At 35.7% G+C, this 15,251-nt stretch carries 12 protein-coding genes, 3 tRNA genes and 1 riboswitch; of the genes, 6 read left to right on the top strand and 9 right to left on the bottom strand.

Translation table 11 applies throughout. The annotated features are described in order from the left end of the window. Positions 1-53: 53 nt before the first annotated feature. The gene (locus tag HMPREF9171_RS108255; RefSeq protein ID WP_000174078.1) at positions 54-1,379 is read right to left on the bottom strand and encodes a uracil-xanthine permease family protein; all 1,326 of its coding nucleotides are present in this window, start codon (positions 1,377-1,379) and stop codon (positions 54-56) included. Positions 1,380-1,686: 307 nt separating this feature from the next. Further along, positions 1,687-1,819: riboswitch (glycine riboswitch) on the top strand. Positions 1,820-1,975: 156 nt separating this feature from the next. Between HMPREF9171_RS108255 and HMPREF9171_RS108260 the strand changes: the two genes are divergently transcribed. The 5 genes from HMPREF9171_RS108260 (at position 1,976) to HMPREF9171_RS108280 (ending at position 6,539) form a co-directional block, all read left to right on the top strand. Then, positions 1,976-3,322: an alanine/glycine:cation symporter family protein gene (locus tag HMPREF9171_RS108260; RefSeq protein ID WP_000956727.1), complete on the top strand. Its 1,347-nt coding sequence runs from the start codon at positions 1,976-1,978 to the stop codon at positions 3,320-3,322. Between the two features lie 63 nt (positions 3,323-3,385). After that, positions 3,386-4,621, top strand: coding sequence for a cation diffusion facilitator family transporter (locus tag HMPREF9171_RS108265; protein WP_000235897.1), 1,236 nt, complete (start codon positions 3,386-3,388; stop codon positions 4,619-4,621). A 158-nt stretch (positions 4,622-4,779) separates the two neighbouring features. Next, entirely contained in the window at positions 4,780-5,172 is a 393-nt protein-coding gene (locus HMPREF9171_RS108270) for a CidA/LrgA family protein (protein WP_000781331.1), read from the top strand. Further along, the gene (locus tag HMPREF9171_RS108275; protein ID WP_000224249.1) at positions 5,153-5,848 is read left to right on the top strand and encodes an LrgB family protein; all 696 of its coding nucleotides are present in this window, start codon (positions 5,153-5,155) and stop codon (positions 5,846-5,848) included. Before HMPREF9171_RS108270 ends, HMPREF9171_RS108275 begins: the two co-directional genes overlap by 20 nt. A gap of 58 nt (positions 5,849-5,906) precedes the next feature. Then, on the top strand, positions 5,907-6,539 hold the full coding sequence (locus HMPREF9171_RS108280; protein WP_029731721.1) for a DUF3862 domain-containing protein: 633 nt from the start codon (positions 5,907-5,909) through the stop codon (positions 6,537-6,539). A gap of 268 nt (positions 6,540-6,807) precedes the next feature. Here the strand turns inward: HMPREF9171_RS108280 and HMPREF9171_RS108285 are convergent. From HMPREF9171_RS108285 to parE, 8 genes are all read right to left on the bottom strand, one after another. Then, positions 6,808-6,879: transfer RNA gene (locus tag HMPREF9171_RS108285), tRNA-Arg, on the bottom strand. 72 nt (positions 6,880-6,951) lie between these two features. Continuing rightward, complete coding sequence (gene rpsA / locus HMPREF9171_RS108290; protein WP_001001614.1) at positions 6,952-8,154, bottom strand: 30S ribosomal protein S1; 1,203 nt, start codon at positions 8,152-8,154, stop codon at positions 6,952-6,954. Between the two features lie 125 nt (positions 8,155-8,279). Next, positions 8,280-8,351: transfer RNA gene (locus HMPREF9171_RS108295), tRNA-Gln, on the bottom strand. Positions 8,352-8,356: 5 nt separating this feature from the next. Beyond that, positions 8,357-8,437 (bottom strand) — tRNA-Tyr (locus HMPREF9171_RS108300). Positions 8,438-8,497: 60 nt separating this feature from the next. Continuing rightward, positions 8,498-8,728 (bottom strand): DUF2969 domain-containing protein, encoded by a 231-nt coding sequence (locus HMPREF9171_RS108305; protein ID WP_000037100.1) that lies wholly within the window; start codon positions 8,726-8,728, stop codon positions 8,498-8,500. Between the two features lie 83 nt (positions 8,729-8,811). Further along, a complete protein-coding gene (locus HMPREF9171_RS108310; RefSeq protein ID WP_000217787.1) occupies positions 8,812-9,834 on the bottom strand; it encodes a branched-chain amino acid aminotransferase in 1,023 nt (340 codons plus the stop codon). Positions 9,835-9,946: 112 nt separating this feature from the next. Next, positions 9,947-12,406: a DNA topoisomerase IV subunit A gene (gene parC / locus HMPREF9171_RS108315; RefSeq protein WP_000065539.1), complete on the bottom strand. Its 2,460-nt coding sequence runs from the start codon at positions 12,404-12,406 to the stop codon at positions 9,947-9,949. Between the two features lie 133 nt (positions 12,407-12,539). Next, positions 12,540-14,489 (bottom strand): DNA topoisomerase IV subunit B, encoded by a 1,950-nt coding sequence (parE, locus tag HMPREF9171_RS108320; RefSeq protein WP_001118435.1) that lies wholly within the window; start codon positions 14,487-14,489, stop codon positions 12,540-12,542. Between the two features lie 113 nt (positions 14,490-14,602). Here parE and plsY point away from each other — a divergent pair, with 113 nt between their 5' ends. Then, positions 14,603-15,241, top strand: coding sequence for a glycerol-3-phosphate 1-O-acyltransferase PlsY (gene plsY / locus HMPREF9171_RS108325; RefSeq protein ID WP_001872236.1), 639 nt, complete (start codon positions 14,603-14,605; stop codon positions 15,239-15,241). Positions 15,242-15,251: the final 10 nt, after the last annotated feature.

Here is a 15,251-nt window from a genome sequence, read left to right as displayed (position 1 = left end):
CTTTTTAACTGATCTATCATAACAAAAGAGCTCAGATACTCTGAGCTCTTTTGTTATGATTTCATTCTTTCTTTTGGCAATATTAAATTTAATATAATACCCACTATAGCACTTAATGCTGTTCCTGATAAAGTTAGAGCACCTAGATCAAGGACTGCTCCACCAAGGCCTAAAACTAACATGGAACTAGCAATAATCAGATTACGAACCTCAGCAAAATTGACACGATTTTCAATCAACACTTTTAATCCATTACTTGAAATAACACCATAAAGTAATATAGCCATTCCACCAAGTACTGCACTAGGAATTGTAGAGATCAAAGCTGTAAATTTACCAAAGAATGAAAAAGCAATTGCAATAAAAGCTGCATTACGAATAACCGTTACAGAAGCTATACGCGTCATACCAATAATACCTGTATTTTCACCATAAGTAGTTTCAGCTGGTCCTCCTATAAGAGCAGAAAATGCGGTTGCTAAACCATCTCCAATTAAAAGACGATTTAAACCTGGTTTTTTTAGAAAGTTACGCCCACAAATCTGACCTAAAACTGTATGATCACCGATATTTTCAGCAATCGTTACAATTGAGATTGGAAGAATTGCAAGCATTTCTGGTCCAAAGTAAAGTTTATAACTGTGAAATAAACCTGTCTTAAACGGTAAATAGAATTTTGGCAATTCAAACCAGGCAGCTTTTTCAACTGGAGATAAATCTACCAAGCCAAGAATGATTGATAAAATATAGCCTCCAATAATTGCAAATAAAAATGGAATAATCTTGATAAAACCTTTCCCTTTAGTATTGATAAAAGCTGCAATCAAGAATGTAACAACAGCAACTAGCATTTTACGCCAATCACCTTTAGCGACAAAACCTGCATTAGTTACAGCAGAGTTTGCCAAACCTAAACCAATAACAATAATCATAGGTCCAATGATTATTGGTGGCAAAATCTTATCAACCCATGAATTTCCTACGAACTTAATAACCGTCGCCACAACGACATAGATTAGACCTACAAAAAGAATACCTGTTTGAGCAGCCGAAATATCGCCATGCATTTGTTTCATGGCTAATGCCATAGCTGTAATATAAGCAAATGATGAGCCTAGGTAAACAGGGACTTTAAATTTTGTCGCAACTTGATAAATGAGCGTTCCGCAACCAGAAGCAAATAAAGCCACTGATACGGGCATCCCTAAAATAAGCGGAACTAATATCGTAGCTCCAAACATGGCAAAAACATGTTGAAAACTTAACAGCAAACCTTGAAATAATTCTGGTTTTTCATCGATATCTAGTAATAAGTTAGTAGAATGTACTTCCTTATCTACTAGAATTTGATTACTTTCACCTTTAGCATTTAAAGTCATATCTAAACTAGTCCTCTTGGGCATACAAAAAAGCCCACTTTCTATAGCAATATAGTCATAGGCTTTATTTTTTTCCTGATGTTTTTCTCACCTCACGGGATGAGTTTAAAAACCTACGCTGAAAGAATTATAGCATAAGACATTTTAGAAAACAAGACTTTTTTGAAACTATATTGACAAAACTATGCTTTTTCATTATGATAGTTAACATAATAAAATATACCGAATGACGTCATTCAGGAGAAGAAAGTTAGACTTTCGCCGAAGGAATTACACTCTCAGGTGTCTTAAGACAGGACTGATTGACAGACGGACTTCTGGAGAGACCTATAAGTAGCAACATCTTTGTATTGACACCAAGATGTGCTCTAGGCGCCGAAGGGGCAAGAAGAGTAAAACAACTCCTCCAATCTCTCAGGCAAAAGGACAGAAGCTAAAAGCCAATATTAATAATGAGTAGTAAGCTTATTAAGTTTACTACTACCTTTATTTGTGCGCTTTTTAGCTAGCATCTTTCAGAAGTTATCTCTTTTAGAGATAACTTTTTTCGTTTCATTACAGAATCCATAGGTATGTCATGTATCAAAGGAGAACATATGCTAACACTTTTTACTCATATCAATAGCTTCGTTTGGGGTCCACCTTTACTTGCTTTATTAGTCGGAACAGGTATTTACCTATCATTTCGCTTAGGTTTTGTTCAATTGAGACAACTTTCTAGAGCTTTCAAATTGATTTTCCGAGAAGATAACGGACAAGGGGATATTTCAAGTTATGCTGCTCTTGCAACTGCTCTTGCTGCAACGGTAGGGACAGGTAATATCGTTGGTGTGGCTACGGCTATTAAATCTGGAGGACCAGGAGCTTTGTTTTGGATGTGGGTAGCCGCCTTTTTTGGAATGGCAACAAAATACGCAGAAGGATTATTAGCTATCAAATATCGCACAAAAGATACTAATGGAGAAATTTCTGGAGGACCAATGTACTACATTGTCAATGGAATGGGACAAAAATGGAAACCATTAGCAGTCTTTTTTTCTGCTGCAGGTATCTTAGTAGCTCTTTTAGGAATAGGGACATTCACTCAAGTCAATGCAATCGCCTCTTCTCTTGAGCATACTTTCAAAATATCAACTAGATTTACCAGCCTCATTCTTGCTGTTATAGTATTATTTATTATATTTGGAGGTATAAAATCTATTTCAAAAGTTTCAGAAAAAATAGTGCCTTTTATGGCTACAAGCTATATTTTAGCAGCTCTGATTATTATTGCAGTTAATTACAATAAGATTCCACATACTTTCCAACTCATCTTTAGCGGTGCTTTTTCTGGGACAGCAGCCATTGGTGGTTTTTCTGGAGCTATCGTTAAAGAAGCAATTCAAAAGGGAATTGCTAGAGGAGTTTTTTCAAATGAATCTGGATTGGGTTCTGCTCCAATAGCCGCAGCAGCAGCTAAAACAAAAGAACCTGTTGAACAAGGCCTTATTTCAATGACAGGAACCTTCATTGACACTATTGTTATTTGTACTTTGACAGGGATTGCAATTTTAGTTACAGGAAAATGGCTAGAATTTGATTTACAGGGTGCTCCGTTAACACAAGCATCTTTTAATACCGTATTTGGCTCACTAGGTAGTTTTGCCCTAACCTTCTGCCTTGTCTTATTTGCTTTTACTACTATTTTAGGATGGAGCTACTACGGAGAGCGTTGCTTTGAATATCTATTTGGCACTAAATTTATTAACGCTTATCGTATTATTTTTGTCATTATGGTTGGCTTAGGTGGTTTCTTACAGCTCGATCTTATTTGGGTTATCGCTGATATCGTTAATGGTTTAATGGCTTTACCAAATCTAATAGCTCTCCTAGTTTTGTCACCAATTATTGTTAAAGAAACACAAAAATATTTTTCAGAGACTAAAAATATCACTAAGCCTTGAACTTACTAGTTTTATAGTCTGCTCCTAAGTGATATAATGTGTAAATGAAAGGAAATTAGGAAAATGGCAACTTCTACTGAAAACTTACAACTTGCAAAAAGAGGGCCTATTATTAGTATCATTGCCTATATAACACTGGCAGTCGCTAAATTAGCTGCAGGTTATTGGTTTGATGCTACTTCACTTGTAGCAGATGGATTTAATAACTTATCTGATATCTTAGGAAATGTAGCACTCTTAATTGGTTTACACTTGGCTAGTCAACCAGCCGACTCAAACCATCGTTTTGGTCACTGGAAAATTGAAGATTTAGCAAGCCTGATTACCTCTTTTATCATGTTTGTCGTAGGTATTCAAGTTTTTATTCAAACTGTCACTAAGATTATTAATAATACTGATACTAACATTGATCCTCTAGGTGCTATAGTAGGTGCTATATCTGCTCTTGTTATGCTTGGCGTTTATTTCTATAATAAACAATTATCTCAAAGAGTAAAGTCTAGCGCTCTGGTTGCAGCTTCTAAAGATAACCTTTCTGATGCTGTGACATCTATCGGCACATCTATTGCTATCATTGCGGCTTCTCTAAATTTTCCTATTATTGATCGTTTAGCTGCTATCATTATTACTTATTTTATTCTTAAAACAGCTTATGATATTTTTATAGAATCTGCTTTCAGCCTATCGGATGGTTTCGATGATTATCAATTAAAACAATACGAAAAAGCTATATTAACAATTCCTAAAATATCCGCTGTAAAATCTCAACGTGGACGTACTTACGGTAGTAATATTTACCTTGATATTGTTCTCGAAATGAACCCTGATCTCTCAGTCTTTGAAAGTCATGCCATTACCGAAAGAGTGGAAAAACTACTCAGTGATAAATTTTCTATATATGACATAGATATTCATGTAGAACCCGCTTCTATCCCAGAAGACGAAATTTTCGATAATGTTTACCAAAAATTATACAAAAACGAAAAAATCATCCTAGCAAAAATTCCCAGTTATGAGACCTTTATTAGTCCTGACTTTTATATGATTAATGAAAAGGGAAATATTATCACTTCTGACATGCTCACTAATGCTACAAATCATTCATTGGCAAGCAACTTTAAATATTTCAATGTAAAATCAATTAGTCAAAAAACAAAACTTGTGTCTTATGAATTGGAAGGTAAACGACATACTAGTATTTGGCGCCGTAATGAAAAATGGTTCTTAATCTACCATCAAATAACTGCCAAGTCAAGTCCGTATAAAACGAGACGATATCAAATCACTTCCCTTGATTAATATACTATTTAATCAGTTACTCTTGATAAAAATAGCTTACAAAAATAAATTAAAAAGATTGAGAAGGATCTCGGTCTTTTTAATTTGTTTTTATGTAAACGTTTCATAGCCTTGAAAATTACTTTCAGAGTAGTAGACTATAATGGAAGGAGTTTTTCATGAAATTATACGTTCAATTAATGGTTATTTTAACCTTTTCATTCGCTGGTGAGGTTCTATCTACTATATTCAACTTACCTGTACCAGGTAGTATTATTGGATTAATATTACTATTCCTAGCGTTAAAATACAAAATCATCAGGCTCAGGCATATTGATGCCGTGGGGAATTTTCTATTAGCAAATATGACCATTTTATTTTTACCACCAGCAGTTGGACTGATGGAGCACTTTCAAGACATAAAGCCCTATCTTTTTGGGATAGCTATCATTATCTTAGGAGCGCTATTTCTCAATATTCTAACTATTGGACTGGTATCCCAATGGATCAAAAAGAGATATGAAGGAGATTATCCAGAAATTGGAGGTAAAAATGGCAACTTTAACGAATAACCCTATCTTTGGTATTATGTTAACCGTATGGGCGTATTATATTGGCATAAGGATTTTTAGAAAATATCCTTCCCCTGCAACAACTCCACTTCTTTTGGCGACTATTTTATTAATTGCTTTTTTAAAATTAACACATATCTCCTATAAAGATTACTACAATGGCGGTTCATTTCTAACGATGTTAATTACGCCTTCAACGGTTGTATTGGCTATTCCTCTCTATAGAACCTTTCATTTAATGAAGCATCACATTAAAAGTATTAGCATTAGCATCATCTTAGCTTCTGTTATCAACACAGTTTTTACCGCAATAGTTGCTAAGTTTTTTGGTATGAAATATTTCTTAGCAATCTCACTTTTGCCAAAGTCCGTAACTACAGCTATGGCCGTTGGAATTACAAGTAAAGCAGGTGGATTAGCTACTATCACTCTGGTCGTAGTTGTTATTACAGGCATCTTAACAAGCGTTTTGGGTCCTATTTTTCTAAAATTATTAAGGATAGAAGATCCTGTTGCTATAGGGCTCGCGCTAGGAGGAACTGGGCATGCTATAGGAACTGGACAAGCCTTAAAATATGGCCAAGTTCAAGGCGCCATGGCTGGACTAGCAATTGGTATCACAGGAATTTGCTATGTTATTGTCAGTCCTTTAGTTGCAGGCTTAATATTGAAATGAGGATAAGGAAAGTAAACCCAAAATAATTATGTTATAATATTTAAAAATAGAATTTAGGATAAATAATTATGATACCGTTAAAAAAATAACTGTTGGAACGATTGTCTGTCTCTCATTTTTGGGTTTAACAGCATGCTCTTCTTCAAATACTCAGCAAACCTCTACTTCAAAATCAAATGTATCACAACATAAAAATATCAAAGCTGACCACGAAGAATTACGTTTGAAATTTAATAAAGTAAAGTTAGGGGTTAAAGCAAATAACTTTAAAGGAGGCACTAGTCTCGCTGAATTAAAACAATTATTTGGTGGCGAACCAAATGAAAAATTTGATACACCAGCGGGAAATGTCACTCTTAAAGGCTATCGTTGGAATGTCGATGATATCTCCATCACTATACAATTATTAAACGATAGTAGCATTGTTCGTTCAATTAGTAATTTTAAGTTTATTCGTGATGCCAACATCACAACAAAAGATTATAATAGTTTAAAAAATGGCATGTCATACAATAAAGTAAAAGAACTTCTAGGAGAACCGGATGATATTTCTCAAGCAGTTTCTTCAGATAAAGAGGAACTACAGGCTGCATGGATTAGTGGCATCCAGTCGTCAGACAGTGATCCGGGAATTAACCTTACATTTGAAAATGATAAACTCACTAACAAACAACAGCATGGTTTAAAATAAAAAGGCATTAACGCCTTTTTATTAATACCTTAATTACTTATTAGAAATATTTTATTACACAATGGTTTAATCTTAGTACCTTAACTTAGCCCCTTAATGGTCATACTAACTAATTATGATACTAACTTACACAGATTTCAAACTAATTCTTCCTTATTTGTCAACCCTGGTTTTACTTATCAGAAATGAGGAGAATCAGTTTGTGAGGCAAGATTGGAGATAAACTAATATAAAGCCTATAACATAAAGCTTTATGGAGCATCTATTATCCATCTTAAGGGAATCGAACCCCTATCCCAAGAACCGGAATCTTGTGTGATATCCATTACACTAAAGATGGTAGTACATGTTACATTATAGCATACTTTATCAACAAAAACAAAAAGACTTGCTAAAGCAAGTCTTTTAATTATTATAATTCAATATCACCGAATAAGTCAGCCATAGAGAATCCAGTTTGTGTTTCTGGAAGCTCGTAGTCGCGTTTTTCTTGACGACGTGGACGACGTGGACGTGATTGACGTTTTTCTTCTTTTTCACCTTCTGCTTGCGCTGGACGCTCTTCAAGAGCTTTCATTGAAAGTGAGACACGTTCTGCATCTGAATTAACTTCAAGAACTTTAACAGTAACTTCTTGTCCTGCAGATAATACGTCTTTAGGATTTTCAACACGTTTGTGTGAAATTTGTGAAATGTGTACAAGTCCATCAATGCCAGGTAACACTTCAACAAAAGCACCAAAGTCAGTCAAGCGTTTTACTTTACCTTCAATAACATCACCAGCAGCAAGTTTTTGTTCAACGCCATCCCATGGGCCAGGTGTAGTTGCTTTAAGTGAAAGTGATACACGACCAGCTTCTTCATCAATTGAAAGTACTTTAACTTCAACTTCTTCACCAACAGTTACAACTGATTTAGGTGAAACATTGCGCTCATGTGATAATTCAGTTACGTGTACAAGTCCATCAACACCACCAAGGTCAATGAAAGCACCAAAGCTTGTTAAACGAGCAACTTTACCAGTTACAACTGAACCTACTTCAATGTTTGAGAAAACTTCTTTACGTGCTGCAGCTGCTGATTCTTCAACAACTTCACGACGTGAAAGGATGAAGCGATTTTCTGCTGCATCAACTTCTTTGATTTTAGCATCAAATTCTTGTCCAACAAATTTTTCAGTGTTACGTACAAAACGAGTATCAATCATTGAAGCTGGGATGAAACCACGAAGTCCTTCAAATTCAACTGAAAGTCCGCCTTTAACAGCACGTGTACCTTTAACAGTAACAACTTCACCTTCACGACCAACAAGTTTGTCCCATGCTTTACGAGCTTCCAAGCGTTTTTTAGATACAAGGAAAGTTACTGTATCAGTATCTTTACCTACAACTTGACGAAGAACAAGTACTTCAACTGTGTCGCCAGCTTTAACAAAATCATTGATATCAGCATCACGATCGTTAGTCAATTCACGAAGTGTCAAGACACCTTCAACACCAGTACCATCGATAACAACGTTTGCTTGACCGTTATCAACTGTTAAAACTTCCGCAGTGACAACGTCACCAGGATTCACTTCGCTAACACTGTTTAGCAAATCTTCAAATTCATTCATTCTAAAAAATCCTCCAACAAAAGCTAGCCGAGCTAGCTTTTGATAACAATATATTTTCTCAAGGTAACCCGCAAGGACAACAAATATCTCTTTGACGGTGTCAAACAAAAGTTTGATACCTTTGACTGGGGTAGCTGGATTCGAACCAACGCATGAGGGAGTCAAAGTCCCTTGCCTTACCGCTTGGCTATACCCCAAATAATGGAAAGAGAGGGATTCGAACCCCCGAACCCGAAGGAGCGGATTTACAGTCCGCCGCGTTTAGCCTCTTCGCTATCTTTCCGTAACAACACTGACTATTCTACCACAGATGTTGTTAGCACGCAAGCTTTTTAAATAAATATTAGCGATTAAGATTATATTCTTCAATAATATTTCCCATAGCTTGATCTAAATTTTTATAGAATCCACTCACTTGCTCACCTTTAATCACAGCAAATTTAGAATCTAGTTCTGCAATTTGACCTACAACTTTTTTTCCAATAACGAGTTGGTATCCATCAACCTTAGTTCCATTAACTGTTACTTGAGCGTCTGAAATTTGAATTTCAATTTTCTTATCTTTTTTACTCACTATTAACTCCAATATCTCTTTTTATTGTTTTTTATTGTACACAAAATACTAAAAGCTTGCAAGAGCAAGCTTTTAGTATAGACTTAATCTACTTTATAAATCCACCCTTCTGGTGCTTCAACATCACCAAACTGGATCCCTACTAACTCATCATATAGTTTACGTGTCGCTGGACCAACTTCTGTCTCACTGTAGAAGACATGGAAGTCATCTCCGTTTTGAATTCCTCCAATTGGTGAAATAACTGCGGCTGTACCACATGCGCCAGCTTCTGTGAATTTATCTAATTCGTCGACAAAGACATCTCCTTCAATCGCTTCCATACCAAACCTTTCTTTAGCAAGGTAAAGCAATGAATATTTAGTAATTGAAGGTAAAATTGAAGGACTCAAAGGGGTGATAAACTGATTATCTTTAGTAATTCCAAAGAAATTAGCTGCTCCAACCTCTTCAATTTTAGTATGTGTCGCTGGATCAAGATAGATAACATCTGAAAATTGTTTCTCATGAGCGTATTTCCCAGGAAGAAGACTAGCAGCATAGTTACCACCAACTTTTGCAGCTCCTGTACCATTCGGTGCTGCTCTATCATATTCTTTGGAAACAATAAAGTTAGTTGGTGTTAAACCACCTTTAAAATAACTACCTACTGGCATTGCAAATACCGTAAAAATATATTCTTCAGCAGGTTTAACTCCAATAATATCTCCCACACCAATTAATAAGGGACGAATGTATAATGTTGCCCCTGTACCATACGGTGGAACAAACTCCTCATTAGCGCGTACAACAGATTTAACCGCTGCAATAAATCTGTCTGTCGGAACATGTGGCATTAAAAGACGATCTGCTGTTCTTTGAAGTCGTTCTGCATTTTGATCTGGACGAAATAACTGAATAGAGCCATCTTTAGTTCTATAAGCTTTCAATCCTTCAAAAGCTTGTTGCCCATAGTGGAGGGCAGGAGAACTTTCTGAAATATGTAGCGTTGCATCATCTGTCAACTTGCCATCATCCCATTTCCCATCTTTAAAATGCGAAATGTATCGGAATGGTAATTTTCTGTAAGCAAAACCTAAATTATCCCAATCTAAATTTACTGTCATAAGGTACCTCTTTCTTTGGGTTTCTAACTATTGTACGCTATTATCATTATTTTTTCAATATTATTTGTAAAATTCAGATAAATTACCAAACTAGTAAAAACACAAATGTGTTTTACTTAATTTTAACTGAGAATACTTCTTCGTCAGAAATCTTATCAGATACAAAAGAGCCATTACTTGTACGTTCAGAAAAACTCCATTGACTTAAATCAACATCGTAAACTTTTCCTGTTTTAGACATAATCTCAAGTACGAAAGTATCTCCTTCATGATTCGATACTGAACTAAATAAATCAAATTCAAAAGATGAATCCTCTAAATATACAGGTCCTGCTTTAAAAACGCGATGCGGTTTGGATTTCAATTCACGAAGAACTTGAAGTCCTCGATTAGCACGACTAGTTGTGGGGATAACATCAATGGCCATTCGTTTAAGACTTCCTCTATGAGTTAATAAATATAAACTTGTGGTGTTAGCTATAAATGCAGATACGATATGATCACTATCTTTTAAATTCATCGCTTTTACACCTGCGGCTTTACTACCGACGACTGGTACATCATTTATACTAAATCTCAACGCATAACCATTATAAGTGACAAGTATAACATCCTCTAATTGGATAGGGGCAACAGTCACAACATAATCCTCTACACTTTTTAACTTAGCATATTTAGCTGTTTTTGACTTATATGTCCGCCATGGACTGATTTCTTGACGTTCAAAACGCTTTATTTGCCCTAAGCTAGTGACAGCAAAATAAGTTTCTTTAGTAAAATCATCTACTAATTCAGCATAAATAATTTCTTCATTTGAAGCAAAGTTAACAAGATTTTGTGATAAATGTTCACCAACGTCTTTCCATCGAATATCAGCTAATTCATGAACTGGACGATAAGCAAGATTACCAAGGTTAGTAAACATCAATAAATGTTGGGTAGTCTTTGCATTGCTCACAAATATCAATTCGTCATCTTCTCGCTTACCAAGTTCATCAACAGTTGATGCATTGAAAGAGCGAGGGCTGGTGCGTTTTACATATCCGCCTCTAGTAACACTGACGTATGTGTCCTCTTCGATAATTAAACTTGCAGTATCGATTTCAATAGTTTCAGCTAATTCTTGAAGTTCAGAACGTCTAGTATTGGCAAATTTCTTTTTGACCTCACGTAACTCACGTTTCATTACGTTATACATCGTACGTTCATCACTAATAATTGCCTTGAGCATTGTGATTTGTTGACGAAGTTCTTCTTCTTCTTCTCTCAACGTCACAATATCAGTATTTGTGAGACGATATAATTGCAATGTGACGATAGCCTCTGCTTGAGCTTCTGAAAACTCATAGCTGACCTTCAAATTCTCTTTCGCATCAGCTTTATTCTCAGAAGCACGAATTAATGCAATCACTTCATCCAAAATAGAAAGAACCCTAATCAGTCCCTCAACAATATGGAGACGTTTTTCGGCTTTTTCTTTATCAAATTTTGAACGAGCAATAATAATTTCTCTTCGGTGAGCGATATAGCTAGTTAATATTCTTGATAGACCCACCTGCTTAGGGGTATAGTCATCAATAGCAACCATATTGAAATTATAATTAACTTGTAGGTCTGTATATTTAAAAAGATAATTTAAGACAATTGTTTCATCGGCTTCTTTTTTGAGCTCAATAGCGATACGAAGGCCATCTCTATCAGACTCATCACGCACCTCTGCTATTCCTGGAACTTTATTATTAACACGAACATCATCGATTCGTTTTACTAAAACTGACTTATTAACTTCATAAGGAATTTCAGTAACAATAATTTGTTTCTTACCACCTTTTAAGGTTTCAATAGCAGTTCGCGAGCGAACCGCTACTCTCCCCTTACCAGTCTCATATGCCTTACGAATTTCATCTTTTCCTTGAATGATAGCGCCGGTTGGAAAATCTGGACCAGGTAGAAATTCCATTAATTTATCTAATTTAGCTTTAGGGTGATCAATCATGTACACGACAGCATCAATGACTTCTGCTAAATTATGTGGTGGAATATCTGTCGCATAGCCTGCAGATATTCCTGTTGCTCCGTTGACTAAAAGATTGGGAAAGGCAGCTGGTAAAACAGTTGGTTCTTTCTCTGTATCATCAAAATTCCACGCAAAGGGTACGGTATTCTTATCAATATCTTGAAGAAGATAACCAGCAATTTCTGATAGACGGGCTTCCGTATAACGCATAGCCGCCGCAGGATCTCCATCCATAGAACCATTATTTCCGTGCATTTCAATCAATGTCTCACGATTTTTCCAATCTTGAGACATACGAACCATCGCGTCATAGATAGAGGAATCCCCATGAGGATGGAAATTCCCCATAACATTACCGACTGATTTTGCAGATTTGCGAAATCCCTTTTCAAAAGTATTACCATCTTTATTCATTGAATAAAGGATTCGACGTTGAACAGGTTTTAAGCCATCACGAATATCCGGCAACGCCCGTTCTTGAATGATATACTTAGAATAGCGCCCAAAACGCTCTCCCATAATGTCCTCAAGGGACATATTTTGAATATTAGACATATTTTTAATTTTCTCCTAGTTGGAGTGGCTTAGTATTATTTTTCCACTTATTTGAAATGAATGATTGGCTCTCTTGTCTAACGCATACAATATTACTTGTACACTATAAAACATGAATAACCAAGGCTCTTTATTAAAATACTGTATTCTCTTCTAAAGTAAACTTGACATTATCTTCAATCCATTGGCGTCTTGGAGGAACTTTATCACCCATCAAGACATTAACTCGACGTTCTGCTCTTGCTAAATCTTCAATTGTTACACGAATTAATGTCCTTGTCTCAGGGTTCATAGTGGTTTCCCACAATTGATCGGCATTCATTTCCCCAAGCCCTTTATATCGTTGTAATAGTGAGCCTTTACCAAATTTTTGTCGCAATTCTTCTAACTCTATATCCGTCCAAGCGTACTCAACAATTTCTTTCTTACCTTTTCCTTTTGACATTTTATACAAAGGTGGCAAAGCAATATAGACATGTCCCTCTTCAACAAGAGGTCTCATATAGCGATAAAAGAAAGTTAATAATAGTGTTTGAATATGAGCTCCGTCAGTATCAGCATCGGTCATAATGATAACTTTATCATAATTAATATCGTCAAGATTAAAATCAGGACCAACACCTGCACCAATGGTATGGATCATTGTATTAATTTCTTCGTTTTTTATAATATCAGCCATCTTTGCCTTAGCTGTATTCAATACTTTTCCTCGCAACGGTAAAATAGCTTGAAACTTTCTATCACGACCTTGCTTAGCAGAGCCACCTGCAGAGTCTCCTTCGACTAAATAGAGTTCATTTTTCTTAGCATTTTTTGATTGTGCAGGGGTTAATTTTCCAGAAAGTAGACCTTTATCTTTTTTCGACTTTTTCCCATTCCTACTTTCATCACGTGCTTTACGTGCAGCTTCACGCGCATCACGTGCTTTTATTGCCTTACGGATTAAATTAGATGCTAAATCTCCATTTTCCATAAGAAAGTAAGTTAACTTTTCAGAAACAATACCATCAACAATTGGTCGTGCTAAGGGACTTCCTAGTTTATCTTTAGTTTGACCTTCAAATTGCAAGTGCTCCTCAGGTACAAGAATAGATAAAATGGCTGATAGCCCCTCACGATAATCAGAACCTTCAAGGTTTTTATCTTTTTCTTTAAGAAGTCCTGTTTTACGTGCATAGTCATTCATAGACTTTGTAATAGCTGATTTCAAGCCAGTTTCATGTGTTCCACCATCTTTAGTACGAACATTATTGACAAAAGAAAGAATATTATCTGAAAAACCATCATTATACTGCAAAGCAACTTCGATATGAAATTCTTGTTCCTCACCTTCGAAAAACATGATTGGTGTCAACGTTTCTTTATCTTCATTTAAATACTCTACAAAATCTTGAACACCGTTTTCATAATGAAATTCTAGATGCTCTGCTTCTTCTGAACGATTATCTGTTAAGGTTAAAGTAACATTTTTTAAGAGAAAGGCAGATTCCTTTAAGCGCTCTGCAATTGTATTAAACTTAAAATCTATCGTTGAAAATACTGATTGATCTGGCATAAAGCTGACAGATGTTCCAGATTTTGATTTTGGTGCTGTGCCGATTTTTTTCAGGGTTGTAACGGGCTTACCACCATTTTCAAAACGTTGTCTGTAAATAGCTCCGTCGCGAATGATTTCAACTTCTAACCAAGAAGACAAAGCATTAACTACAGATGATCCAACACCATGGAGACCTCCTGATGTTTTATAACCACCTTGTCCAAATTTTCCACCTGCATGAAGCACCGTGAAGATGACTTCAACAGTAGGTTTTCCCATAGCATGCATTCCAGTTGGCATACCACGTCCATGGTCTGTAACAGTTATACTCCCATCTTTGTTAATAATCACATCAATGCGATTTCCAAAACCTGATAGAGCTTCATCAACTGCATTATCTACAATTTCCCACACTAAATGATGTAAACCAGTTCCATCTGTGGAACCGATATACATCCCTGGACGCTTACGAACAGCATCTAATCCTTCTAAGACTTGAATAGCATCGTCGCCATAATTCGTCACTGTTATATCTTGTTTAGCCAAAGTGACCTCCAAATTTTTTCATCTTTTTTATATTACAAGTTTTTTGATGTTTTTGCAAAATTATTTTTTAAAAAATAGCAAAAAGACTTTTATGCTTATGTTATAATAAGGGTATGAATATTATAATTATGATTATCATTGCCTATCTGTTAGGCTCTATCCAAACTGGACTTTGGATTGGTAAATATTTTTACCAAGTCAATCTTCGTCAACACGGTAGTGGTAATACTGGCACCACGAATACCTTCCGTATTTTAGGTGTAAAAGCTGGCATTGTCACTTTGACTATTGACATTTTAAAAGGGACTCTAGCAACACTTATTCCTATCATATTAGGTATAACGACAGTATCTCCATTTTTTATCGGTTTTTTTGCTATTATAGGTCACACTTTCCCTATTTTTGCACAATTCAAAGGTGGGAAAGCCGTTGCTACAAGCGCTGGGGTTTTGCTAGGATTTGCACCTTCTTTTTTCCTTTACTTATTAGTTATCTTTTTATTAACGCTTTATCTTTTTAGCATGATTTCCCTATCCAGTATTACAGTAGCTGTCGTAGGTATTCTTAGTGTCTTAATTTTTCCATTAGTAGGCTTTATATTAACGGACTACGACTGGATATTTACCACTGTGGTTATCTTAATGGCTCTCACGATTATTATCCGACATCAGGATAATATCAAACGTATTCGAAAAAGGCAAGAAAATTTTGTTCCGTTTGGCTTAAACCTAAGTAAACAAAAAAATAAATAATAAAAAACCG

Source organism: Streptococcus agalactiae ATCC 13813, assembly GCF_000186445.1.
Lineage (GTDB): Bacteria > Bacillota > Bacilli > Lactobacillales > Streptococcaceae > Streptococcus > Streptococcus agalactiae.
This window is presented reverse-complemented; position numbering and strand designations above follow the sequence as displayed.